Genomic DNA, 24,800 nt, shown 5'->3' on the forward strand with positions numbered 1-24,800 from the left:
CGGGTTATTATTAGCATGAAAACTTTCGTTGCTAAACCAGAAACTGTAAAACGCGACTGGTATGTTGTAGACGCTGAAGGTAAAACTCTTGGCCGTCTAGCAAGTGAAATTGCATCTCGCCTACGTGGCAAGCATAAAGCAGAATACACTCCACACGTTGACACTGGTGATTACATCATCGTAATCAACGCGGAGAAAGTTGCTGTAACAGGTAACAAAGCTGCTGCTAAAACTTACTACCGTCACTCAGAATTCCCTGGCGGCATCAAGTCAATCACTTTTGATAAGCTGATTGATCACAAGCCAGAAATGGTAATCGAGCTAGCGGTTAAAGGTATGCTACCACGTGGTCCTCTAGGCCGTGCTATGTACCGTAAGCTAAAAGTTTACGCTGGCGCTGAGCACAACCATGTTGCTCAACAACCAAAAGTACTAGACATCTAATCGGGGATTTCGAAAATGGCAGAGAATCAATACTACGGCACTGGCCGTCGCAAAAGCTCAGCTGCACGTGTTTTCATTAAACCAGGCAGCGGCAACATCGTAGTTAACAAGCGTAGCCTTGAAGAGTACTTCGGTCGTCCAACTTCATGCATGGTTGTTAAACAGCCTCTTGAACTAGTTGAAATGACTGAGAAACTAGACCTATACATCACTGTTAAAGGTGGTGGTATTTCTGGTCAAGCTGGTGCTATCCGTCACGGTATCACTCGCGCTCTTATGGAATACGACGAATCTCTACGTCCAGCTCTACGTGCTGCGGGTTATGTTACTCGTGACGCTCGTCGTGTTGAACGTAAGAAAGTTGGTCTACGTAAAGCACGTCGTCGTCCTCAATTCTCAAAACGTTAATTTTTTTCGAAAAATTTTCGACAGAGTATTGTTGCAAAACGATGGAAAGCCCGGCACATGCCGGGCTTTTATTTTTTATACAGTAATTTAGCAATCTATTTCTCCACTTCCTTTACCTTGTCAAAAAGTAGGGTTTTCTTTATTCTCGTTAAAAATGAGATTCATTCCATTTTATCTATTCATCCATGGAGTCTCGGAATGAGTGAAAGTCCTGTAAATAAGTCTCGGCGCCGTTTCTTAACCTTATCGACAGCTGTTGTAGGTGGTGTAGGCGTTGCTGCCGTTAGTATCCCATTTATTAAGTCTTGGCAACCCACATCGAGAGTGGTTAGCCTAGGCAAGCCTATAGAAGTTGATCTTAGCCATCTTGAATCTGGTCAAATGATGACGGTGGAATGGCGAGGCAAACCTATTTGGATTGTAAGGCGACCAGAAGACGTGGTATCTCGCTTAAAAGAACACGATCATCTACTCATCGACCCGGACTCTGAGGTTGCACAGCAACCTAGATATGCACAAAACTTTTATCGATCATTAAAGCCAGAGTATTTTGTAGCAATCGGTGTCTGTACCCATTTAGGGTGTTCACCGAAGTACTTACCTGAATCTCTCAATAATCACATACCTGGAGTAAAGGAAGGGTTTTTCTGTCCGTGTCATGGGTCGTGTTTTGATATGGCAGGCCGAGTTTTTTCCGGAGGACCTGCCCCCTTGAATCTTGTTGTACCTGACTATCAGTTTATTACCGATAGCAAGATAGTGATCGGAGATGATAAAGGCGAGGTATGAGATGAAATTTATTCGATGGCTTGATCAACGTTTACCGATCTTAAATACTCTGCGCAAACATGTAACTCAGTATCCAATTCCAAAAAATATAAATGGATGGTATGTTTTTGGCTCATTGTTAATGTTGTGTCTCGTCATTCAACTGCTATCGGGACTTTGGTTAGCTATGTATTACCAGCCATCCGCTGAGAAGGCCTTTGATTCAGTTCAATACATTATGCGTGAGGTCAACTTTGGCTGGCTTATTCGATACATGCATACGACTGGTGCTTCAGCCTTATTTATAGCCGCATACCTGCATGTCTTTCGTAGTATGATTTATGGCTCATACCAGCGTCCAAGGGAGCTAGTTTGGTTGTTAGGAATGTGCCTTATGATTCTGTTGATGGCGGAAGCATTCCTTGGCTACTTATTACCTTGGGGCCAGATGTCTTATTGGGGGGCCAAGGTTATTCTGTCTCTGTTTGAGGCAATTCCATTTGTGGGGGATCCGTTGGCGACTTGGGTACGAGGAGACTACCTTATTTCCGGTGTCACTCTAAATCGATTTTATGCACTACACATTATAGGAATACCTCTTATTCTTCTTGGTCTTGTCGGCTTGCATTTATTGTCTTTACACCATGTTGGTTCCAATAACCCAGATGGGATTGATACAAAAAAGAAAAAAGGTGTACAAGAAGATGTTTCCAGTCAGTTCGTTTTTCATGACGATTACACTAAAGAGTATGTATTTGTCGACTGTGTACCATTTCATCCTTATGGAACGGTAAAGGATTTAGTTGCAATCTGTTTATTTTTACTCTGCTTTTGTTTTGTGCTGTTTTTTAATCCGACCGGCTCGGGCTTGTTTATTGAGCCTGCTAATGCGTTTATTGCTGACCCGTTATCGACTCCCGAGCATATTGCCCCTCTTTGGTATTTTACTCCGTTTTACGCGATTCTTAGGGCAGTACCTGATAAATCAACAGGTATTATATTGATGCTCTTGGCACTCTTGCTGTTGTTTATACTTCCTTGGATTGATAGAGGAAAAGTACGATCTGTACGCTATCGCAGTATTTTCCATAGGAATAATTTAGCTATATTTGCATTCAGTTTTCTGGGGCTTGGAGTCGTAGGTCTTCTGCCATTATCCTTTTGCACTCTGTGGTTAAGTAGAGCGTTTACAATCGGATATTTTATGTATTTTATTCTCTTAGCCGTTTATAGCAGACACGAAGTGACTAAAGAGTTACCAGAAAGGGTAAAATTCAAATGAGGTATTGCTGGATTTTATTATGTTTGCTTTTCGGTGTTCCATGCATGGCTGACTCGCAAAGCGATGAAGTGCAGCATATCGTTCAAGGTTCTATTACGTTCAGGCAGTATTGCTCTGGGTGCCATTCCATACAGCGGCAATCTTATGAAGATCTCGCTAGATTGGCTGGGTGGAATGATAAAGCCGCGAAAAAACAGCTCATGTTATCGAGTTCCACACAAATCACGGACCGAAACCTTTCAGCGTTACCTGATGAGTCCGCGAAAGCCTCATTCGGAATTGTTCCCCCCGATCTTTCACTTTATGTGACTCAACATGGTTCTGAGTATCTTTATCATTTTTTAACGGGTTTCTATCCAGATCAACATGCTCGTTTTGGTGTCAATAATAAAGTTGCTCGCAATACATTGATGCCAGATATTCTTGGGCCTTTGCAGAATATAATGTCGAAGGAAAGCTATCATAAGCTTGTGTCTGAATTAGTGTCTTACCTGAGCTACACCAGCGACCCTAGTACAATAGACAGAGAAGGAGTTGGAGTCGGAGTGTTGGTATTTCTGAGTTTACTACTCGCTCTTTGTTGGTTATTAAAGAAAGAATATTGGCGTGATGTAGAGTAATTATGCTACTATATTGTGCTATTTTTTTAATTTTAATAACCAATGATTATATTGAAGAGTATCAATAGTCTGGTTTTATGTAAGTGTGCTGGAGGGCTCCAATGGCTGTAGCTGCCAATAAACGTTCTGTGATGACTTTATTCTCAAGTGCGTCTGATTTGTACAGTCACCAAGTACGAATTGTTCTGGCTGAAAAAGGTGTTAGTGTTGAAGTTGAGTTGGTTGATGAAACAAATCTTCCTGCGGAACTTATTGAGCTAAATCCATATAAATCAGTTCCTACTCTAGTTGATCGTGAGTTAGCGCTTTACGATTCAAAAATCATCATGGAATATCTTGATGAGCGATTCCCGCACCCACCATTGATGCCTGTTTATCCAGTTGCTCGTGGTAACAGTCGTCTAATGATTTACCGTATCGAAAGAAATTGGTACTCGTTGGCTTATAAAGTCATAAACGGTAACGCAGAAGAAGCTGAATCAGCGCGTACTAAACTGCGTAACGACCTTTTGACCTTGGCTCCTGTATTTGCTGAGTTTGAATACTTCATGAGTGAAGAGTTTAGCTTGGTTGATTGTTACCTTGCGCCGCTGCTATGGCGTCTACCTGTTCTGGGTATCGATTTGGTTGGACCTGGTTCAAAAGAGCTGAAAGTTTATATGAATCGTGTATTCGAACGTGATTCATTCCTTGCTTCATTAACTGAAGCAGAAAGAGAAATGCGTCTATCTCGCTAATGGGTGATAGCATGGATATGTCTCAAATGACGCCTAGACGTCCTTACATGTTGAGAGCTTTTTATGATTGGTTACTTGATAACGATCTTACGCCTCACTTGGTAGTCGATGCGACATTAGCTGGGGTTAGAGTGCCAATGGAGTTTGTTCAGGATGGCCAGATCATTCTGAACGTAGCTCCAAGAGCGGTTGGTAATCTTGAACTAGGTAACGATGAAGTGCGTTTTAACGCGCGCTTTAGTGGCAAGCCTCATACAGTTATTGTGCCTTTATTCGCAATTCAGGCTATTTACGCGAGAGAGAACGGTGCAGGTACTATGTTTGAACCTGAAGATGCCTACATATCTCAACTTGAGGAAGCTGAAGAGGCTGAAAACACACCAGAGGTGTCTTTGAGTGTGGCGACAGAGTCTGACATCGATGATTCAAATGAATCTTCAGAAGACGATGAATCTCAGGAACCGCCTAGACCGAAAGGTAAACCTAGCCTCCGGGTGATAAAATAAAAAAAGCAGCCAAATGGCTGCTTTTTTAGCAAAGTACTTAGTTAGTCACCATACTGAAAGGCTCTTATCACTTTCTTGACTCCGGATACATTACGCGCAATTTCTGTCGCTTTATCTGCATGCTTGTGTGTTACATACCCAAGCAGGAACACTTCTTTATCCTCAGTGATCACTTTAATTTTTACGCCGCTCAGTTCATGATCCGTTAACAGTTTCGTTTTAACTTTTGTTGTAATAACACTGTCTTCACCTATTGCTAGTGTCGTCAAAGGTTCTTTGATTCTGACTTGGTCATACACGTCTTTCACGCCTTTTATCTGGCGTACGTCATTCTCGAGTGACTGAAGGAGTTCTTCGTCTGGAGCCTGTCCCATCAATATGACGGAACCTCGAAATGAGCTAGCAATAATACGGGTTTTCCCACGATAAGGTGGTTTCTTCACGACACCTGTAATTTCCGACTCGATATAGTTATCGTCCCAGATCTGCTGAGTGGTCCTTGGATCGGTCACGTAGTTCACTGTCGCTGCTGAACCTGCAATAAACAGCCCAACACAACCTGAGAGCATGAGGACTAAGCTTAAAGTAATGAGTAGAGTTAAATTTTTCATTATTTATTCTTCGTGAGTAGGAAATAACACTTGGTCGATTAAGTCACATAAACAGTGAAGTGTTACCATATGAACTTCGTGAATGCGCGCAGTGCGGTGAGAAGGAATACGAATTTCCACATCGTTCTCCCCCAACAAACCTGCCATTTCACCACCGTCTTTACCTGTCAAGGCGATGATTGTCATGTCGCGTGTTACTGCAGCTTCCATGGCTTTTATAATATTTTTACTGTTACCACTTGTTGATATAGCAAGCAGGATATCACCAGGTTGCCCGATTGCTCTGACTTGCTTAGCAAATATTTCATGGTAGTTGTAATCGTTAGCGACAGCGGTCATGGTCGTATTATCTGCTGTGAGGCTCAACGCTGGCAGACTTGGACGCTCCGTTTCAAAGCGATTAATAAGGCACGCTGAAAACTGTTGTGCGTTCGCTGATGAGCCACCATTGCCACAGCAAAGTATTTTATGTCCATTCAATAACTGAGCAACCATAGCTTGAGCAGCGTGAGTAATAGCATCTGGCAGTGCTTCTGCTGCAGCGATCTGGATTTGGATACTTTCTGTAAAACTTGCTTTAATGCTATCCAGCATTGTTCAATCCTGAGTAATTGCGTTTTTAAACCATTCGATGCGCTGGCCATCATCATGTATTGCCACAACATCGAATCTAAATTCAGTATCATAATACGAATAGCCGTGTTTGAGGAGCCAAACTGTTGATGATTTTATCAATTTCTTGCGTTTTGCGGGTGTTACCGCTTCTGCTGCATGACCATGCTCTTGGCTTTTTCGATATTTGACTTCGACAAAAACAATCACCTGATTATCTAACATAACCAAATCGAGTTCTCCGCCTCGACAGTGAAAGTTTTGTTCGACAAGCTTCATCCCAAATTTCTTTAAATAGGATGAAGCAAGATCTTCATATTTAGAACCAATGGATTTGGTGGAACTAAAGAGTTTCATGCTCTCCCCAGCTGAGTTCTCGCTGGACAACACATTTATCATCGATACTCAGTTTTCCGGTTTCACCATCCGACTGATAACCTTTGACTGCTTTCATTTGGGGAAGTTCCTTAAGTAATTGATATGCGTCCATTCCCATTGCTTTTAACCTTTTCTCTGGAAACGATTCTTTCGGCCAGAGAGCGTTAAGTTGCTTGGCAATATCGGCATTCGGTTCTATCAACAAAGGAATATCACTGTATGCCACACCGCTTAGATCTTCATAGAGCTTTTTCCCCGTATTGCTGCGCGAGCTTGAGAAAAGTTTCGGTGGTGTTGTATCTGGATTAATTGCTACTTCAATAAATGGCTTAATCAGTGTCAATTCTGAGCTGTTAGCAACAATGTAAACGGCATCGATATCTCTACGGCTGCGAGGTTGCGATTCCATTTTTAGTCCAAGAATGGATTGCATCTGAGCAATATTTTGTTGGCTAGAAGTCAATCCAAATACGGTATTAATGTCTTTTTGTAGCTGTTTGTTGTCACCAAAATTAGCGACAGAGACCTTATGTTTACTGTACTTAGACCACTCTTGATCAAAGGCTGATGATACACGTTGACCAAATGATCCATTAGGAACAAGGATCAGTGGGTAACGGAACCCCTCTCTGAACAAATGTTTCGCTGCCTGACTAGCTTCTTGTTCTGGCGAGAGAGCAAAGTAGCAAGTGTCACTGGATGGATCGATTTGGTCTGGGATATTCAGTGCCAACATTGGCAAAGATCGCCCTCGTTTTTTCTCAATATCTTTAAGTGCAACGATGTTCTCTTTGATTAACGGACCAACGACAAAATCGATATTTGAATTGTCTATTTGATCGGCAATCGCATCCAAAGACTTCCCATTGGTATCAATGATAGTCAATGTCGCATTCGGATCTCGTGAGTCATCATTCATCATTGAAAACATGAAACCATCGCGGATCAACTGAGCCTGTTGGGAAAATTTTCCAGAAATAGGCAGCAATAAAGCCGTATGTTGTGGAACAGACACTTTAAGTGACAAGATAGAAGCGATGGCTTCCGGTTGATAGACCGCTGCTGGATGATTTGGATTTTCGTCCAACCATTTTGTGAGCGTATTCTTTAGCTGGGATAAACTGCCATTAAGCGTCTTTACATAAATAGCTAGCTGGACCCATCCATCAAGGACTTCATTATTCGGGTCGAGTTCTAACTCGGTAATTTCATCTGCGGAATAATGGTTGAGAGAGGCCCAAATCTGATTGGCTAATGTGGCTTTTTCATCACGAGGACTTAGGTCATAAGCATGAACTAACGCCTTTGCTGAGTCATACCAGTTACCTAACTGCGTATGGATCTGGGCTTTTGTTTGATAGAATGCCAACCACTGTGAGTCGGATAATTTCCACCAAGGTTTAAAGTTAAACTGTTTTAACGCGGTTTCGTACTGATCTCTTAACATCAGTAGATGGGCTTTTGCCAATTGCCATTCAGCATTTTGGCTATCGCTTAGAGACGCTTTACTTAAACGCATTAATAACAGATTCGCCTGAGCATCATCGCCTTTTTGTACTGCGGCTTTCAGCGCCATGATAAGCCAGTCATTTTGTAATGAGCCCTGACTACTGTCTGCTTTGACCAGGTAAGATTGGACACTGTAAGAAGGTGCCTGAGTAATATCGACAGTATTGCTTAATGGGGCGTTTGATGTACACGCGGCAATAGACATCGCAAGAGCGACAGGAGCTAATGTGCGTGTTACGCTTAGTCTGATTTGATTTTTCATAGCACTGAGCTGTTAACTTTTTCCGGTAAATTGACTCTATAATAATCTCTGAAGTGACGGTAAACAAATGACAGATAATAAAACTTTTCAGCAGGATAGTTCGATCTTATATATCGTGCCTACTCCAATTGGTAATTTAGGCGATATAACTCAAAGAGCTTTGGATATTTTAAGCTCGGTCGACGTGATTGCTGCTGAAGATACCCGCCATACGGGAAAGCTTCTTTCTCACTTCAATATTCAAACAAAAACATTTGCTTTACATGACCACAACGAGCAGGAGAAAGCAGACATTCTAGTCGAACGACTCGTGTCTGGGCAATCCATTGCGTTAGTTTCTGACGCAGGGACTCCGTTAATTAGTGATCCAGGATACCATCTTGTAAACAGATGTCGTCAGGCGGGTGTTAAAGTTGTTCCATTACCAGGCGCTTGCGCGGTAATTACTGCATTGAGTGCATCAGGTCTTCCTTCTGACCGATTCAGTTTTGAAGGTTTTTTCCCACCTAAGACCAAAGCTCGTAAAGACAAATTAAATGAAATTGTACAGGCTGAAAGAACCTGTATTTTTTATGAATCACCACATCGAATCATGCAATCACTTGAAGATATGTTAGATGTTCTTGGCGGTCAACGGGAAGTGGTCATCGCTCGTGAGCTGACAAAAACGTTCGAAACAATACAGGGAATGCCACTAGGCGATCTTATTCCTTGGATGGAAGCCGATGAAAATCGTCGTAAAGGTGAAATGGTCGTTTTAATCCATGGTTATCGTTCCAGTGGAGAAGAAGAATTCTCGCAGGAAGCCCTGCGTGCTTTGGGTATTTTGGTGAAATCATTACCGCTTAAAAAAGCGGCGGCAGTTGTCGCTGAACTGTATAACTTAAAGAAAAATGCTTTGTATAAATGGGGATTAGATAACCTGGAGTAAGGCTGATTTGCTTAACTATTGTCCACTCATTGACGTTGTTATCATGTTTGCTAGACAGTGGGTAACAATCCCTATACAATCCGCCGCGGAGTTGACTGGGTAGTCGCTGCCTTATTGATGTCCCTTGGCCTTGTGCCGGGGAGACTGATAAGGGGGAGGAAAGTCCGGGCTCCGTAGAGCAGGGTGCCAGGTAACGCCTGGGGGGCGCAAGCCTACGACAAGTGCAGCAGAGAGAAGACCGCCGATGGCCTTCGGGTACAGGTAAGGGTGAAAGGGTGCGGTAAGAGCGCACCGTGCGGCTGGCAACAGTTCGTAGCAGGGTAAACTCCACCCGGAGCAAGACCAAATAGGCCTCCACATTGCGTTGCTCGCGTAAGGAGGCGGGTAGGTTGCTTGAGCCAGTGAGCGATTGCTGGCCTAGAGGAATGGCTACCACCACGTAAGTGGTACAGAACCCGGCTTATGTGTCGACTCCACCTCTTACTATACGGGGACTCTAATTTATTAGGGTCCCCGTTGTTTTTCTGTTCGTTCCCAGTTCACATATTTATATTTCTGAAGAATTAAAATTCCGATTGAATACATCAGCACGACTATAATTTCATCGTTAAGACAGTGCGGAATAACGATGAGAGTTCTTACATTTATCTTTATATTAGCTATTCCTTTGGGGAGCATTGCGGCTCCTGGTGACAGTTCCTCTTGGCGGAATGAAAGAGTTATAGATAAATTTAGTGGAGTAACTCGATACATGGCTAATGGTTGGTCGGATATTCTCTACACAACACCATCCAATTCCACCATGGAAAATACCACTAATCCTCTCATGCAAATTGGTGTTCGCTGTGATATTTCAAAGCAGGACGAGCATCAATTTATGCTTACGTTTCGTATTAAAAAAGTGATGAGCAGTAGTTCTGATAACCTAATTGATATCGGTTTTAAAGTTGATGGTCATGATCCCATTCATTTTAAGGCCCAACGGTTCACGAATTCCGATCATGCAGGATACGTTCATCTCAATAAGAAAAATGTTGCAAATATTCGCAAGTTTATTGCTCAGTCAAAGGCTGGCGTACTTGTCGTTGTGCGAGTTGTAGGAAGTAACCGGGGGTTTTTAGAAACATTTACCGTATCCCTTTTAGGATTCACTCATCACACGACAAGAGCTCTTAGAGCATGTGCTATGAGTATTGCTTCCGCTGATATTAGTGATTACGACCGAATGCAACTCGACAGTATTGACCGACAGATTAAAAAACTAATGGCGGATAAGCAGCAAATATTACAAAAATACTGAGTGATGATAGCTTTATCTCTTTATGACATTTACGGTTGCGGGTTTTGCTTTTTATTGACTTTTATTAAGTGAAAAGCTTTAGAATTAGCGAAAAATTGCTTCTGTGGAACTGAATTGCTGGCTCTGATGCTTTCATTTTAATACCATAGGCGATCGACATGCCTTTAAGAGTTCAACGAGAACAAGATGACGCAAGCTTTCAAACATATTTCAGTACTTTTGAATGAATCTATCGATGGTTTAGCCATCAAACCTGATGGTACCTATATTGATGGTACTTTTGGTCGGGGTGGACACAGTCGAGTCATCTTATCGAAGCTTGGACCCAATGGTCGTCTTTTTAGTATTGACCGCGATCCTCAGGCAATCGAGGAAGCAAAGAAAATTGATGATCCCCGCTTTACTATTATCCATGGTCCCTTTTCTGGTATTGAACAGTATGCGATAGAGCGTGATTTAGTTGGTCAGGTTGATGGAGTACTGTTTGACCTTGGTGTTTCTTCCCCACAATTAGATGATGCGGGTCGTGGATTTAGTTTCATGAAAGATGGTCCCCTCGATATGCGTATGGATCCGACTTCTGGAATGCCGGTATCGCAATGGCTATTGGAAGCAGACTTGGACGATATCACCTGGGTGATTAGAGAGTTTGGGGAAGATAAACATGCTAGGCGTATTGCCAAAGCAATCGTAGCCTATCGTGAAAATGAAGAAAATGAGCCATTAACCCGAACAGGGCAATTAGCCAAATTAATTTCTGATGCAGCCCCAAAGAGTTTCAAAGAGAAAAAACATCCGGCGACACGATCATTCCAAGCCTTTCGCATATACATCAACAGTGAGCTGGAGGAAATCGATACTGCATTAAAAGGAGCGATGAATATTTTGGCTCCTCAAGGGCGCTTATCGGTTATTAGTTTCCACTCTCTGGAAGATCGTATGGTTAAACGTTTCATGCGTAAGGAAAGTAAAGGTCCTGAAGTTCCACACGGTTTACCACTCACCAATGATCAAATTAAAGCGTTAGGTAGTGCAAAAATGACGTTAGTCAGCAAAGCCATTAAGCCGACTGCGGAAGAAGTTGAATTAAATCCACGTTCAAGAAGTTCTGTACTGCGGATTGCGGAAAAAATCTGATGGCAGAATCGACGCGCTATCCTAATCTGGCAAAATTAATCGCTAAGGATTTGATTACAGTTGGAAGAATTCCCCTCGTGCTTATGATTTTGCTGTTTGCTAGTGCGATGGGGGTTGTTTTTGCAACTCATCAGACCCGTCAGGCAATCTCAACCAATGAACAAGAAATGATGGAAAGAGATCGCCTTGATAATGAATGGCGTAATCTGCTTATCGAGGAAACAGCACTGTCAGATCATAGCCGTGTTGAGGATATAGCAAAAAAAGATTTGGACATGAAGCGTCCAGATGCGGATAAAGAAGTGATAATTTCCCAACCATGAAAAAGTCTCAACCCCCAAAGCAGACACCGGTAAAAAAAGCCGAAGAGCCGACCATCTTTATTCGCTGGCGGTTTTATGTCATTTTATTTTTTGTTCTCCTCGCTTTTGGTACATTGGTTGGTCGTGTCGCATTTATTCAGATTATTCAGCCAGATAACTTAATACACCAGGGCGACTTACGTTCAGTTCGAGCCAAAACACTGCAGTCTGCACGTGGAATTATCTCCGACCGCAATGGAGAGCCTTTGGCCGTCAGTGTGCCGGTTGAAGCCGTTTATGCGGATCCTGAAACGATCGTTAAGAATAATGAGTTGAAGGATGTAAAGCGGTGGTATGCACTTGCGGACGTCCTTGGACTTGATCGACAAGGACTCATCAACAAAATTAAGCAAAATGAGAAGCGTCGATTTATTTACTTGCAGCGTCAGGTGAATCCTCCAATGGCAAAATACGTCAGAGAATTAAAGTTGAGCGGTATTGGCCTTAAATCTGAATCAAAGCGTTACTATCCGTCGGGCGAGGTAAGTGCTCATGTTATTGGAGTAACAGGTATTGATGGCCATGGTCTCGAAGGTGTAGAACGCAGCTATGACAAATGGTTGACTGGCGAGCCTGGTAAACAGGTTATCCGCAAAGATCGCTACGGCCGAGTTGTAGAAAATATCTCTCTGGATAAGCGTCAGGAAGGTAAAAATCTTGAGCTTACTATTGACCAAAGGCTTCAGGCTTTAGCTTATCGAGCAGTAAAACAAGCGGCAGCGGATCACAGAGCGACGTCGGCGTCGGCGGTAATACTCGATGTTAAAACAGGTGCCGTTCTCGCGATGGTAAATGCCCCTTCCTATAACCCGAATAATCGTTCTGATTTAAAAAGCTTCAAAATGAGAAACCGGGTTATTACTGACGCTATTGAGCCGGGTTCGACAGTAAAGCCTTTTGTTGTCTTGGCGTCTCTTGAAAATGGTGTGGCTGATAAAGATACCATCATTGATACGGGCAACGGAACTTTCCGCATTGGCGGTAGTTGGGTTCGTGATGTGTCTCCAGCTGGGAAAGCCAGCCTACAAAAAATATTACAGAAATCGAGTAATATCGGTGTCTCTAAATTATCTCTAAGAATGCCAGTACAAGATTTGTTGGGAATGTACACGTCTATGGGACTGGGTGAAATGTCGGGCTTAAACTTAGTCGGAGAGACATCGGGTATTTTCCCAAACCGTCGTCGATGGTCCGACTTTGAGCGTGCGACACTGGCGTTTGGTTATGGGTTGTCTATTACTCCTATCCAATTGGCTCATGCCTACGCTACCTTAGGAAATCTTGGTAAATATCAGCCGATTCATATTATAGAAGGTAACGGTGAGGATTTATCTCATCAAGTGGCTGATAAGAAATACGCACGTCAGGTTTTGGATTATCTGGAAACAGTTACGCAACCTGGCGGTTCTGCGATTCACGCTGCAGTACCCGGTTATCGTGTTGGTGCTAAAACCGGGACAGCACGTAAGGCAACAGCTGGTGGATATAGTGATGAATATGTTGCACTTACTGCAGGTGTTGCGCCGATTAGTGATCCTAGATTGGCATTAGTCGTGGTGATCAACGAGCCACAAGGCGACCAATATTATGGTGGCCAAGTTGCAGCTCCAGTCTTTTCTAAGATTATGAAAGGAGCATTGCAGACTCTTAATATTTCACCAGATGAAAATCGATTCCAGAAATAAAATTGGGACTACAAAATGAATGTTGGTGTATCACTAGCGGAGCTAGTATCTCCGTGGTTAACCCTTGATGATGCAGGGGTAAATGGTAAGGTTGTTTCTAGCTTAAAAATAGACAGCCGAACAGTCGGAAAAGACGATACCTTTATCGCCATACATGGACATTCGGTAGATGGAAGGCAATTTATTTCTAGTGCGGTGAGGCAAGGAGCAAATCTTGTTTTGTCCCAAGCGGATGACGCAACTCTGCACGGCATGATTGATTACATTGAAGGCGTTCCCGTTATTGCTTTTTGGCGTTTAAATGATGTTTTATCTGAATTAGCGATACGCCTTTATCCTCTAAATGATTTAAGCATCATTGGTGTCACGGGGACGAATGGTAAAACCACCATCTCTCAACTGATAGCGCAGTGGCTTGAATTACTTCAACATAAAACGTCGGTGATGGGAACTACGGGCAATGGTTTTTTAAACGAGTTAATTGCTGCCAAGAATACAACAGGCAGTCCGATTGATATCGCTGCTACTTTGTTTCGTCATCGTAGTCTTGGGGCTGAATTTGCCAGTATCGAGGTATCTTCTCACGGCCTCGCCCAGGGACGGGTAAAAGCGATTCCGTTTAAAGCTGGCGTCTTTACTAATCTCAGCCGAGATCATCTCGATTATCATGGCACGATGGAAGAGTACGCATTGGCCAAGAAAAGTCTGTTTACTGAGCATCATTGTGATCACGCCATCATCAACATTGATGACAGCGTAGGGGCGAGTTGGCTCACTTCACTCCCGTCTTCCGCCATATCTGTTTCTCTTCATCCAAGTGAGGAAGCTGACAAACCGTCTTTATGGGCAAACCAAATCTCATACACAACCGAAGGGATTGATATTTCATTTGACGGTCTATGGGGGGAAGGGTTGTTAACGGCACCACTTATCGGTGAGTTCAATGCGTCAAACCTTTTATTAAGCATGGCGACTTTACTGGCGCTTGGTTTTAATAAGCAAGATCTTATCAATACTTCCCATCTCTTACAGCCCGTTCTTGGGAGAATGGAATTATTTACGCAACAAGGAAAAGCGAAAGTCGTTGTTGATTATGCCCATACTCCTGATGCTCTGGATAAAGCGCTTTCGGCATTGAAAGTGCATTGTGACGGAAAACTATGGGTTATCTTTGGATGTGGTGGTGACCGTGATACGGGTAAACGGCCAATGATGGCTCAAATCGCTGAAAGACTGGCTGATAATGTTATTTTCTCCGATGATAATCCGCGCACAGAAACGCCGGAATTGATTGTTCAAGATATGCTAGCTGGCTTAAAACAACCTGAGAATGTTCAAATTATTCATTCTCGCTTTTCTGCATTAGAGTTCGCATTATCTCACTCATCTGCTGACGATATCATTTTGATGGCAGGTAAAGGGCACGAAGACTATCAGGTAATCGGTCTTGAAACGATTCATTATTCTGATCGTGAAACTGCACAAACGCTACTGGAGGCAAAACAATGATTCAAATTCCACTATCCCGAATAGCATTAGTGACTGGTGGGCAGTTAGTTGGTGAGGATATTACGATTTCTTCCGTTTCAACTGACTCTAGAAAATTTGAAGAAAACGCATTGTTTATTGCCCTTCGGGGCGAACGTTTTGATGGGCATGATTTTTTATCTGGGGCTATTGAACACGGAGCAAAAGCCGCGCTCGTAGAAAAAAATGCGCATATCAGTAGTGTTCTTCCTCATGTTGTTGTGGAAGATACTAAGAGGGCGATGGGATTGTTATCCTCTTGGGTTCACAATCAGTGCCAGACTCCGACGGTGGCAATTACGGGCAGTTGTGGCAAGACAACCGTCAAAGAGATGGTTGCTTCAATCCTCAGTTGCAAAGGCAACGTCTTGTTTACTGCCGGTAATTTCAATAATGACATAGGTGTTCCTCTAACCTTATTTCGTTCTAAACCCAGTGATGACTATGCCATCATCGAGCTTGGCGCCAACCATATTGGAGAAATTGCCTATACAACAGCCTTGGTAAAACCGAATATTGCATTAGTGAATAACGTCGCAGCGGCGCATCTTGAAGGTTTTGGCTCTATTGATGGAGTGAAAAAAGCAAAAGGTGAAATTTATCAAGGACTACGAACCGGTCAAACTGCAATCGTCAACCTTGATAGTAATGGCGGAGAGTTTTGGCAAGATGTACTAAAAGACAAAAAGGTCAAAACATTTTCAATTCATTCTCCAAAAGCAACGATTCACGCGGCGAATATCTCTCTTAACGAATTAGCTCAGGCGAGTTTTGATGTTGTAGCTGGTGACAAGAGATTGCATGTGCAACTCAATATTGCCGGTGAGCATAATGTGGGTAATGCACTTGCCGCTATTCTAATTACCAAAGAAATGGGTGCAACTGACGAAGACATTTGTTGGGGACTCTCTCATCTGGCTTCAGTGAAAGGAAGGGTTGATGTTGAGTCACTGAATGACCATATTCGACTGATTGATGATAGTTACAACGCCAGTGTTCCTGCCATGAAAGCGGCTGTTGACTTACTTAGCCGATTTTCTGCAAAAAGATGGTTAGTTTTAGGTAATATGGCCGAGTTAGGTAAAGAAAGCCTTGAACTTCATCGACAAGTCGGTAAACATGCATCACCATTTAATTTCGATCATGTTCTTACCTATGGGGATGATGCTCGGGCAATCAGTGAAGAGTGTCACGGTAAGCATTTTTCTACCCATCATGACATGATTACATACATTGAGCAGCAATTACTGAAAGAACAAGATCAACAACATACTTTGCTGATTAAGGGAGCAAATAGCTCGGGAATGAGTAAAGTCGTTGCTGCTCTTAGGGAGAAATACTCATGATTATTTGGCTTGCAGAACTCCTTCAGCCATATTTTTCATTTTTTCGCTTATTTGAATATTTATCATTTAGAGCCATTGTCAGCATCTTAACCGCCTTAGGGATTTCTCTATGGATGGGACCGGTTTTGATTCGCCGCCTACAACTATTACAAATCGGTCAGGTTGTCCGAAATGACGGCCCTGAATCGCATTTTAGTAAACGTGGCACGCCTACTATGGGTGGTGTAATGATTCTTGCAGCGATCATCATTACTGTTCTGCTATGGACCGATCTATCCAATCCTTACGTATGGGCTGTATTAGCGGTACTTACCGGGTACGGTATTGTTGGATTTGTGGATGATTACCGTAAAGTCGTGCGTAAGAATACCGATGGGCTTATTGCTCGCTGGAAGTATTTTTGGCAGTCTGCAATCGCCTTAGTAGTTGCATTTGCTATGTATGCTTACGGCAAAGATACTGCTGCGACTCAGTTAGTGGTGCCATTTTTTAAGGATGTGATGCCGCAACTTGGGCTCTTCTATGTTGTATTAACTTATTTTGTTATCGTTGGTACCAGTAATGCGGTCAATTTAACCGATGGGCTAGACGGGTTGGCGATTATGCCTACGGTTTTGGTCTCCGCTGGTTTTGCTGTAATAGCATGGGCAACAGGTAACGTTAACTTTGCTAATTATCTGCATATTCCGTATATCGCCAATTCTTCTGAATTAGTCGTTGTCTGTACAGCTATTGTTGGTGCTGGTCTTGGTTTCCTTTGGTTTAACACCTATCCAGCACAAGTATTTATGGGCGATGTGGGTTCTCTTGCTCTCGGTGGTGCCTTAGGAACGATCGCGGTATTAGTGAGACAAGAATTCGTATTGGTTATAATGGGTGGCGTTTTTGTTATGGAAACTCTTTCCGTTATTTTACAGGTTGGTTCGTATAAGTTGAGAGGTCAGCGAATTTTCCGCATGGCACCGATTCATCATCACTATGAACTTAAAGGCTGGCCTGAGCCTAGGGTAATCGTGCGATTCTGGATTATTTCTATCGTATTGGTTTTAATTGGTTTGGCGACATTAAAAGTTCGCTAACCGTTTCTTTTTGAGTAGTCACTAAATGGAACACTGGCAAGGTATCAATAAAGTTGTTGTCGTTGGACTTGGTGTCACAGGTCTTTCTGTTATAAATTTTTTAAAACGCTATCACTCTGATGTCGTTGTTAAAGTTATTGATACCCGACCGTCCCCTCCAGGTATGGAGAGTGTTCCATCTGAAGTTGAGTGTTTTACTGGGGGATGGCAGCAAGATTGGCTACATAATGCTGATCTGGTTGTTGTTAACCCTGGGATAGCATTAGCGACACCTGAAATCCAATCTGTAATTGAGCGGAATATTCCTGTTGTTGGTGATATAGAACTGTTTGCCTGGCATGCTGATAAGCCAGTGATTGCTATCACAGGCTCAAATGGCAAAAGTACCGTTACTGATTTGACAGGGGTTCTTGCTAGGGCATCGGGTCTTTCTGTGGGGGTGGGTGGCAATATTGGCGTTCCAGCTTTGGAGCTACTTAATCAATCTCATGATCTTTACGTACTTGAGTTATCAAGTTTCCAATTAGAAACGACATCCTCTCTCTCTTTAAAAGCTGCTGCTTTTCTTAATTTATCTGAAGACCACATGGATCGTTATGATTCCATGGAGTCTTATCGACAGGCTAAGCTTCGAATCTTTCGACATGCAGATACAGCCGTAATTAATCGTGATGATAATGCGACACATCCTGATGATTTTTCAGGTAAAATCGTTGATTTTTCTATTACTGACAGTTCCGCCGATTATTGTCGATCAAATATCGATGATGAAGAATGGTTAGTCGTCAATAGCACGCCCTACTTAAGAACGTCACAGCTTAGCTTGGTTGGTAAGCATAATGTTGCGAACGTATTAACCGTATTGGCTCTTCTGCATGAAATCGATGTAGATTTTGATTCAATTTCTGAGGCGCTTAAATCTTACCGAGGTCTGACACATCGCTGTCAACTAGTTGAGGATAAAAATGGCATCTTGTGGATTAATGACTCAAAGGCGACAAATGTCGCGAGCACACAGGCGGCTTTGGCAGGGTTAACCTATCCCGGCACATTATATCTGTTGGTCGGGGGAATTGGTAAAGGGGCTGATTTTTCCCCATTAGCGCCAATTTTAAAAACGTTGAAGGTTGAATTGTGTTGTTTTGGGCGCGATGGTAAACAGTTTTTGTCATTACACCCATCAGCTCAATATTTTGAAACAATGGAAGATATCATTAAATCGATTCGTCCTAGGCTTAAATCCGGTGATATCGTAATGCTGTCTCCTGCATGTGCAAGTATGGATCAATTTAAAAACTTTATGGCCAGAGGGGATGTGTTTGCCCAATTGGCTGAACAATACGCATAGTAAAGGGTAAGGAATGCTGTCTGTTACCAGAAGAATATCATCTGTTAAACGCTGGTTTATGACGCCAAGTCCTGAAGCTCTTTTTGACCGCCAATTAGTTTGGATATCGTTAAGCTTGATGCTAATTGGCCTGGTCATGGTGACATCGGCCTCGTTCCCGATCAGTTACAGACTGACGAATGAACCTTTCCATTTTATGTATCGCCATGCAGTGTTCCTCTTGCTTGCTTTAATCGTCTCTTCTTTCGTGATTCAGGTCCCGTTGGAAAGATGGATGAAAATGAGCACATTGATGCTCGCGGTATCCGTTGTCCTACTCATTATCGTGTTGGGTGTTGGACGATCTGTTAATGGTGCTTCGAGGTGGATTCCTCTGGGGCTTTTTAACTTGCAACCAGCAGAAGTTGCTAAGCTATCGTTGTTCATTTATATGTCGGGCTACTTACTGCGTAAACAAGATGAAGTAAGGCAGACATTTTTTGGCGGGTTTGGTAAGCCAATTATGGTTTTTGCTTTACTTGCTGTATTACTGCTGTCTCAGCCGGATTTAGGTACAGTGGTTGTAATGCTTGTGACTCTGTTTGGTATGCTGTTTATTGCAGGAGCTAAACTGTCTCAGTTCATTGCGTTGATGGTCACTGGTATCATGGCTGTCATTGGACTTATCTTAGCTGAACCCTATCGTATTCGCCGTGTTACTTCATTTCTCGATCCCTGGGAAGACCCTTTTGGTAGTGGTTACCAGTTAACTCAGTCATTAATGGCCTTTGGTCGTGGTCAGTGGCTTGGTCAGGGGTTAGGAAACTCGATTCAAAAATTAGAATATCTTCCTGAAGCACACACGGACTTTGTCTTTGCTGTTTTAGCTGAAGAGCTCGGATTTGTGGGTGTCGTAGCGGTCTTGGCCCTTATTTTTTGTTTGGTATTAAAAGCATTATATATTGGTCGAAAAGCCTTTCTTCACGATAGGCCGTTTGGTGGTTATTTAGCTTTTGGTATTGGTATTTGGTTTGCTTTTCAAACCTTGGTCAACGTGGGAGCAGCAGCTGGTATTGTCCCTACAAAAGGATTAACGCTTCCGCTGATTAGTTACGGCGGTTCGAGTCTGATTATTATGTCAGTCGCGGTATCCATATTGTTAAGAATTGATTATGAATGTCGACTAGCGGACGCTGGTTACAAAATAGATAAAGAACAAGATGACGAAAAATAAAAGACTCTTCGTTATGGCTGGTGGCACTGGAGGTCATGTATTTCCAGGTTTGGCTGTAGCAAAACAACTTCAGTCCCGAGGATGGGAAATTCGTTGGCTAGGAACCGCAGATCGAATGGAAGCCGACTTAGTGCCTAAACATGGCATTGAGATCGACTTTATTCAGGTCAAAGGTATCCGAGGACAGGGGATTGGTCGCTTGATAAAAGCTCCTTTTCAGGTTGTCAGTGCCATTCTTCAGGCTCGCAAACATTTTAAGCGTTGGCAACCCGATGCCGTACTAGGCATGGGGGGATATGTCAGTGGTCCTGGCGGTATTGCCGCTTGGCTAAGCGGTGTTCCGGTGGTACTTCATGAACAGAACGCCGTGGCCGGGTTAACCAATCATTGGTTAGCGAAGATAGCTTCGAAAGTCTTCCAGGCCTTTACTGGTGCTTTTCCTAACGCCCCTGTGGTTGGAAACCCAGTGAGAAGTGATGTAGCTAGTCTGCCTGATCCGAGTCATAGAATGAAGGATCGCTCAGGACCAATCCGCATTCTTGTTATGGGTGGCAGTCAGGGGGCCAGAGTTCTCAATCAAACTGTACCCCAAACATTTGCAAAACTGGGGGATGGTTTCACTGTTTTTCATCAAGCAGGAAAAGGCAATAGCGGTGAAGTTGAAAAGCTTTATCAAGAGTGTAACGTAAACGCCCAGATTACGGTCTCTGATTTTATTGATGATGTTGCTCAAGCGTATGAATGGGCAGACTTATTGGTTTGCCGCTCTGGTGCTTTGACGGTATCAGAAGTCTCCGCAGCTGGTGTGGCTGCTATTTTTGTACCTTTTATGCATAAGGACCGTCAGCAAGCGCTCAATGCCGACCATTTAGTTGAACTTGGTGCTGCGCTTATGATTGAACAACCGGATTTATCTGCTGAGAAGTTAGCCGACTCTATATTGAACTTGGATAGAGCAAAACTGCTTGATATGGCTGAAAAAGCAAAGTCCGTTGCTAAAACGGATGCGGATATTATTGTTGCTGATGCGATAGAAGCGATAACTGTAAACGAGAAATAACCATGACAATTAAACATAAGCAAGATTTAGCTCAGATTCGTGCAATGGTGCCTGAAATGCGCCGGGTGAAATGTATCCACTTTGTTGGTATCGGTGGTGCAGGTATGAGCGGAATCGCAGAAGTTCTACTCAATGAAGGTTATCAAATTACAGGCTCTGATATCGCAGTGAATGCGGTAACTGAACGTTTATCTCAGTTAGGTGCGAGTATTCATATTGGTCATCAGGCAGCAAATATTGAGCAGGCAAGCGCCGTTGTGGTGTCCACTGCTATTTCTCAAGACAATCCAGAGTTGGTTGCGGCGAAGGAAAAGAGAATTCCCGTTGTGCGCAGAGCTGAAATGTTGGCTGAACTGATGCGTTTTCGCCACGGTATTGCGGTAGCTGGAACGCATGGTAAAACAACAACGACGGCACTAGTGACCCAAATTTATAATGAGGCAGGATTAGATCCCACCTTCGTCAATGGTGGCTTAGTCAAAAGTGCAGGTACCAATGCTCGCTTGGGTTCGAGTCGCATCTTAATCGCCGAAGCGGATGAGAGTGATGCGTCATTTCTTCATCTGCAACCGATGGTCAGTATCGTCACAAACATTGAAGCTGATCATATGGATACGTACGCAGGTGACTTCAATACGCTTAAACAGACGTTTGTCGACTTTCTGCATAACTTACCTTTTTATGGTCAGGCGATTTTATGTATTGATGATCCTGTAATTCGTGAGCTTATTCCACGTATCAGTAGGCAGGTGATTACGTACGGTTTTTCTGATGATGCAGATGTGCGTATTGAGAACTATCGTCAGGAAGGCCAAAAAGGGCGATTTACCGTCGTTCGTAAAGATAAAGCGGATTTAAACATTACTCTTAATATTCCAGGTCGTCATAATGCGTTGAATGCAGCAGCAGCGATTGCCGTCGCGACAGAAGACGATGTCAGCGATTCAGCGATATTAAATGCGATGGCGAATACTCAGGGAACTGGGCGTCGTTTCGATCATCTTGGTGCGTTTAATACTGGCAATGGTAATGTGATGCTGGTGGATGATTATGGTCATCACCCAACCGAAGTTGGAGTGACTATTAATGCGGCGAGAAATGGTTGGTCAGATAAGAGGCTGGTCATGATTTTTCAACCTCACCGTTATAGCCGAACTCGCGATCTTTTCGATGATTTTGCCAACGTATTAGAACAAGTTGATGTGTTGCTTATGCTTGATGTCTATCCGGCTGGTGAGAAACCCATCTCCGGAGCTGATGGTCGTTCATTATGTAGAACTATTCGTGGAAGAGGCAAAATTGACCCTATCTTTATTCCAGATAGCAAAGCCTTACCCTCTGTTTTAGCTAATGTATTGCAAGATGGTGACCTTGTTCTGACTCAAGGGGCTGGTGATGTTGGCAAAGTAGCGAGACAACTGGCAGCATTAGAATTAAATATTGAAAAGATGAAAAATGCCTGAATTACGCATGGCATGTATCATATCTGATGAAATTTGATATAAACAAAACATTTATATATTTCATTATTTGATACTTTCTATTACCTCAGTATAATTCGTTAGTTAAAGTGATTATTTTTGCTTCTATTGTGTTCGAATATCGGTTTTAAACTGACAAGTAATGGCAGGGCGGTGGGCTTTGATTAAAGTGATGAATAAAAGCCAGTGGCCGGAGTCTGCATTTTTACGTCGACATATGTGTGGTGCGACGTTTTTATTTGTCGTTATTTTGCTTATTTCCACGATTGTATATTCAGCGATAAGCTGGATGTGGGATGAGCATCGCTTACCTTTGTCGAAATTAGTTCTTCAGGGCAACCTTCAATATGTGACTGCGACTGATGTACAAAAAGCCTTGAGTCACTTAGACCATGTTGGGACATTTATGTCTCAGAATATTGACGACTTGCAAAAGGTTGTAAAAACGATTCCGTGGGTAGAGCACGCTGCTATTCGAAAGCAGTGGCCAAATACCATTAAAGTGTTTCTTACTGAACATCAAGTTCAAGCCATTTGGAATGGTAATGCGCTACTAGATGAGCATGGAACTGTTTTCGATGGTGATATAGGATTAGTAAAAGGTGAGCACGTTAAACTCTACGGACCAGAGAACTCTGCTCCTGAAGTTTTAGATGCATGGAAGAAATATAATCCAGAATTTTTAAAGCTTGGTCTAAATATAACGTCGTTACTTTTAAATGAACGTCGGGCTTGGCAAATAATTTTAAATAACGGCATCCGACTGGAGTTAGGTCAGGATTCTGTTGATGAACGAATAGCTCGTTTCATCAAACTATATCGTTACTTCGGCGAGAAGGTCGACAAAATTAGTTATGTGGATCTCCGGTATGATACGGGTGCTGCAGTTGGTTGGTTTCAAGATCAAGAATTAGAACAAGAGAGTACAAATGACAAAAATGACCGATGACAACATTATTGTTGGTCTAGATGTAGGTACCGCAACGGTATCCGCTCTTGTCGGCGAATTACTTCCTGATGGCCAAATCAATATTATTGGTGCTGGTACAAGCCCATCTCGTGGTATGGATAAAGGCGGTGTTAACGATCTCGAGTCGGTCGTTAAGTCAGTTCAACGAGCGATAGATCAAGCAGAACTCATGGCTGAGTGTCAGATTTCAAATGTGTTCTTATCGATCTCAGGCCGTCATATTGCCAGCCGAATTGAAAAGGGTATGGGAACTGTTTCTGATGAAGAAGTGTCACAAGAAGACATGGATCGCGCAATACATACGGCGAAATCTATTAAAATCGGTGATGAACAACGCATTCTTCATGTGATCCCCCAGGAGTTTACAATTGACTATCAGGAAGGGATTAAGAACCCTCTTGGATTGTCAGGCGTGAGAATGGAGGTCAGTGTTCACCTTATTTCTTGCCATAATGATATGGCTAGAAATATTATAAAGGCCGTAGAACGTTGCGGACTTAAAGTTGAACAACTGGTTTACTCTGGTTTGGCTGCAAGTAATGCAGTTATTACAGAAGATGAACGTGAACTTGGTGTTTGCGTGGTCGATATCGGCGCTGGTACGATGGATATAGCGATATGGACTGGCGGTGCGTTAAGGCACACAGAAGTCTTCTCTTATGCCGGTAATGCCGTAACCAGTGACATTGCATTTGCGTTTGGCACGCCAATCAGTGATGCTGAAGAAATTAAAGTGAAGTTTGGTTGTGCTTTAAGCGAATTAGTCAGTAAAGATGATACGGTTAATGTACCTAGTGTAGGTGGCCGTCCATCAAGAAGTTTACAGCGTCAAACACTGTCGGAAGTTATTGAACCCCGCTACACTGAGTTAATGGGGCTGGTAAACCAGACAATTGATTCCGTACAGGAAAAATTAAGAGCTGAGGGAATTAAGCATCACCTCGCGGCTGGTGTTGTACTTACTGGTGGTGCAGCACAAATTGAAGGATTAGTGGAATGTGCCGAACGCGTGTTCCGTAATCAAGTTAGAGTTGGTAAACCACTCAACGTTAGTGGTCTTACTGATTACGTAAAAGAGCCGTATCAATCTACGGCAGTTGGTTTACTTCATTACGCGAAAGATAGCCAAATAAATGACGATACTGATTATAATGAGCCGAAAAGGCAGTCAGTAACTAGTTTCTTTGGCCGTTTGCGTAATTGGATACAAAAAGAGTTTTAACC

The 24,800-nt window shown here is 42.9% G+C and carries 25 protein-coding genes and 1 other RNA gene; 22 read left to right on the plus strand and 4 right to left on the minus strand.

Translation table 11 applies throughout. The annotated features are described in order from the left end of the window. Nucleotides 1-15: 15 nt before the first annotated feature. The 7 genes from rplM (at nucleotide 16) to sspB (ending at nucleotide 4,765) form a co-directional block, all read left to right on the plus strand. A complete protein-coding gene (gene rplM / locus EES38_RS11530) occupies nucleotides 16-444 on the plus strand; it encodes a 50S ribosomal protein L13 (RefSeq protein ID WP_124937349.1) in 429 nt (142 codons plus the stop codon). A gap of 15 nt (nucleotides 445-459) precedes the next feature. Then, nucleotides 460-852 (plus strand): 30S ribosomal protein S9, encoded by a 393-nt coding sequence (rpsI, locus tag EES38_RS11535; RefSeq protein ID WP_124937350.1) that lies wholly within the window; start codon nucleotides 460-462, stop codon nucleotides 850-852. A gap of 198 nt (nucleotides 853-1,050) precedes the next feature. Next, on the plus strand, nucleotides 1,051-1,641 hold the full coding sequence (petA, locus tag EES38_RS11540) for a ubiquinol-cytochrome c reductase iron-sulfur subunit (RefSeq protein ID WP_124937351.1): 591 nt from the start codon (nucleotides 1,051-1,053) through the stop codon (nucleotides 1,639-1,641). Nucleotide 1,642: 1 nt separating this feature from the next. Continuing rightward, entirely contained in the window at nucleotides 1,643-2,902 is a 1,260-nt protein-coding gene (locus EES38_RS11545; protein ID WP_124937352.1) for a cytochrome b, read from the plus strand. A gap of 44 nt (nucleotides 2,903-2,946) precedes the next feature. Beyond that, a complete protein-coding gene (locus tag EES38_RS11550) occupies nucleotides 2,947-3,522 on the plus strand; it encodes a cytochrome c1 (protein ID WP_166434251.1) in 576 nt (191 codons plus the stop codon). Between the two features lie 101 nt (nucleotides 3,523-3,623). After that, a complete protein-coding gene (gene sspA, locus EES38_RS11555) occupies nucleotides 3,624-4,259 on the plus strand; it encodes a stringent starvation protein SspA (protein ID WP_124937354.1) in 636 nt (211 codons plus the stop codon). A gap of 11 nt (nucleotides 4,260-4,270) precedes the next feature. Beyond that, nucleotides 4,271-4,765: a ClpXP protease specificity-enhancing factor gene (gene sspB / locus EES38_RS11560; protein WP_124937355.1), complete on the plus strand. Its 495-nt coding sequence runs from the start codon at nucleotides 4,271-4,273 to the stop codon at nucleotides 4,763-4,765. 41 nt (nucleotides 4,766-4,806) lie between these two features. On the opposite strand, the gene EES38_RS11565 is transcribed toward sspB, so the two are convergent. Genes EES38_RS11565 through EES38_RS11580 form a run of 4 tightly spaced genes read right to left on the minus strand, consistent with a single transcriptional unit; the run spans nucleotide 4,807 to nucleotide 8,137 of the window. Continuing rightward, a complete protein-coding gene (locus EES38_RS11565) occupies nucleotides 4,807-5,376 on the minus strand; it encodes a BON domain-containing protein (RefSeq protein ID WP_124937356.1) in 570 nt (189 codons plus the stop codon). A 3-nt stretch (nucleotides 5,377-5,379) separates the two neighbouring features. Beyond that, on the minus strand, nucleotides 5,380-5,970 hold the full coding sequence (locus tag EES38_RS11570) for a phosphoheptose isomerase (protein WP_124937357.1): 591 nt from the start codon (nucleotides 5,968-5,970) through the stop codon (nucleotides 5,380-5,382). A 3-nt stretch (nucleotides 5,971-5,973) separates the two neighbouring features. Beyond that, the gene (locus EES38_RS11575; RefSeq protein WP_124937358.1) at nucleotides 5,974-6,345 is read right to left on the minus strand and encodes a YraN family protein; all 372 of its coding nucleotides are present in this window, start codon (nucleotides 6,343-6,345) and stop codon (nucleotides 5,974-5,976) included. Further along, nucleotides 6,332-8,137 (minus strand): penicillin-binding protein activator, encoded by a 1,806-nt coding sequence (locus tag EES38_RS11580; protein ID WP_124937359.1) that lies wholly within the window; start codon nucleotides 8,135-8,137, stop codon nucleotides 6,332-6,334. Before EES38_RS11580 ends, EES38_RS11575 begins: the two co-directional genes overlap by 14 nt. A 67-nt stretch (nucleotides 8,138-8,204) precedes the next feature. Between EES38_RS11580 and rsmI the strand changes: the two genes are divergently transcribed. The 15 genes from rsmI to ftsA all read left to right on the plus strand — a co-directional run bounded on the left by rsmI (nucleotide 8,205) and on the right by ftsA (nucleotide 24,798). Continuing rightward, a complete protein-coding gene (gene rsmI / locus EES38_RS11585) occupies nucleotides 8,205-9,068 on the plus strand; it encodes a 16S rRNA (cytidine(1402)-2'-O)-methyltransferase (protein ID WP_124937360.1) in 864 nt (287 codons plus the stop codon). An 87-nt stretch (nucleotides 9,069-9,155) separates the two neighbouring features. Then, an RNA gene (gene rnpB / locus EES38_RS11590) (RNase P RNA component class A) lies at nucleotides 9,156-9,547 on the plus strand. Between the two features lie 149 nt (nucleotides 9,548-9,696). Beyond that, nucleotides 9,697-10,368 (plus strand): hypothetical protein, encoded by a 672-nt coding sequence (locus EES38_RS11595; protein WP_124937361.1) that lies wholly within the window; start codon nucleotides 9,697-9,699, stop codon nucleotides 10,366-10,368. Between the two features lie 186 nt (nucleotides 10,369-10,554). After that, nucleotides 10,555-11,505: a 16S rRNA (cytosine(1402)-N(4))-methyltransferase RsmH gene (rsmH, locus tag EES38_RS11600; protein WP_124937362.1), complete on the plus strand. Its 951-nt coding sequence runs from the start codon at nucleotides 10,555-10,557 to the stop codon at nucleotides 11,503-11,505. Continuing rightward, on the plus strand, nucleotides 11,505-11,828 hold the full coding sequence (gene ftsL, locus EES38_RS11605) for a cell division protein FtsL (RefSeq protein WP_124937363.1): 324 nt from the start codon (nucleotides 11,505-11,507) through the stop codon (nucleotides 11,826-11,828). Before rsmH ends, ftsL begins: the two co-directional genes overlap by 1 nt. Continuing rightward, the gene (locus EES38_RS11610) at nucleotides 11,825-13,552 is read left to right on the plus strand and encodes a penicillin-binding transpeptidase domain-containing protein (RefSeq protein ID WP_124937364.1); all 1,728 of its coding nucleotides are present in this window, start codon (nucleotides 11,825-11,827) and stop codon (nucleotides 13,550-13,552) included. The genes ftsL and EES38_RS11610 overlap by 4 nt, the downstream gene beginning before the upstream one ends. Nucleotides 13,553-13,567: 15 nt before the next feature. Further along, on the plus strand, nucleotides 13,568-15,061 hold the full coding sequence (murE, locus tag EES38_RS11615; RefSeq protein ID WP_124937365.1) for a UDP-N-acetylmuramoyl-L-alanyl-D-glutamate--2,6-diaminopimelate ligase: 1,494 nt from the start codon (nucleotides 13,568-13,570) through the stop codon (nucleotides 15,059-15,061). Further along, nucleotides 15,058-16,425 carry a UDP-N-acetylmuramoyl-tripeptide--D-alanyl-D-alanine ligase gene (locus EES38_RS11620; protein ID WP_124937366.1) on the plus strand — a complete coding sequence of 456 codons (1,368 nt, stop codon included), beginning with the start codon at nucleotides 15,058-15,060 and terminating at the stop codon, nucleotides 16,423-16,425. Before murE ends, EES38_RS11620 begins: the two co-directional genes overlap by 4 nt. Further along, nucleotides 16,422-17,504 (plus strand): phospho-N-acetylmuramoyl-pentapeptide-transferase, encoded by a 1,083-nt coding sequence (gene mraY / locus EES38_RS11625; protein WP_124937367.1) that lies wholly within the window; start codon nucleotides 16,422-16,424, stop codon nucleotides 17,502-17,504. The genes EES38_RS11620 and mraY overlap by 4 nt, the downstream gene beginning before the upstream one ends. A gap of 25 nt (nucleotides 17,505-17,529) precedes the next feature. After that, the gene (murD, locus tag EES38_RS11630; RefSeq protein WP_124937368.1) at nucleotides 17,530-18,852 is read left to right on the plus strand and encodes a UDP-N-acetylmuramoyl-L-alanine--D-glutamate ligase; all 1,323 of its coding nucleotides are present in this window, start codon (nucleotides 17,530-17,532) and stop codon (nucleotides 18,850-18,852) included. Nucleotides 18,853-18,865: 13 nt separating this feature from the next. Then, a complete protein-coding gene (gene ftsW, locus EES38_RS11635) occupies nucleotides 18,866-20,065 on the plus strand; it encodes a cell division protein FtsW (RefSeq protein ID WP_124937369.1) in 1,200 nt (399 codons plus the stop codon). Beyond that, a complete protein-coding gene (murG, locus tag EES38_RS11640) occupies nucleotides 20,052-21,125 on the plus strand; it encodes an undecaprenyldiphospho-muramoylpentapeptide beta-N-acetylglucosaminyltransferase (RefSeq protein ID WP_124937370.1) in 1,074 nt (357 codons plus the stop codon). Before ftsW ends, murG begins: the two co-directional genes overlap by 14 nt. 2 nt (nucleotides 21,126-21,127) lie before the next feature. Further along, nucleotides 21,128-22,588 (plus strand): UDP-N-acetylmuramate--L-alanine ligase, encoded by a 1,461-nt coding sequence (gene murC / locus EES38_RS11645; RefSeq protein WP_124937371.1) that lies wholly within the window; start codon nucleotides 21,128-21,130, stop codon nucleotides 22,586-22,588. A 190-nt stretch (nucleotides 22,589-22,778) separates the two neighbouring features. Then, nucleotides 22,779-23,555: a cell division protein FtsQ/DivIB gene (locus tag EES38_RS11650; RefSeq protein WP_124937496.1), complete on the plus strand. Its 777-nt coding sequence runs from the start codon at nucleotides 22,779-22,781 to the stop codon at nucleotides 23,553-23,555. Next, entirely contained in the window at nucleotides 23,536-24,798 is a 1,263-nt protein-coding gene (gene ftsA, locus EES38_RS11655; RefSeq protein WP_124937372.1) for a cell division protein FtsA, read from the plus strand. The genes EES38_RS11650 and ftsA overlap by 20 nt, the downstream gene beginning before the upstream one ends. The last annotated feature ends 2 nt before the right edge of the window (nucleotides 24,799-24,800 follow it).

This window comes from Vibrio viridaestus (assembly GCF_003856525.1).
In the GTDB taxonomy this organism is placed as follows: domain Bacteria; phylum Pseudomonadota; class Gammaproteobacteria; order Enterobacterales; family Vibrionaceae; genus Vibrio; species Vibrio viridaestus.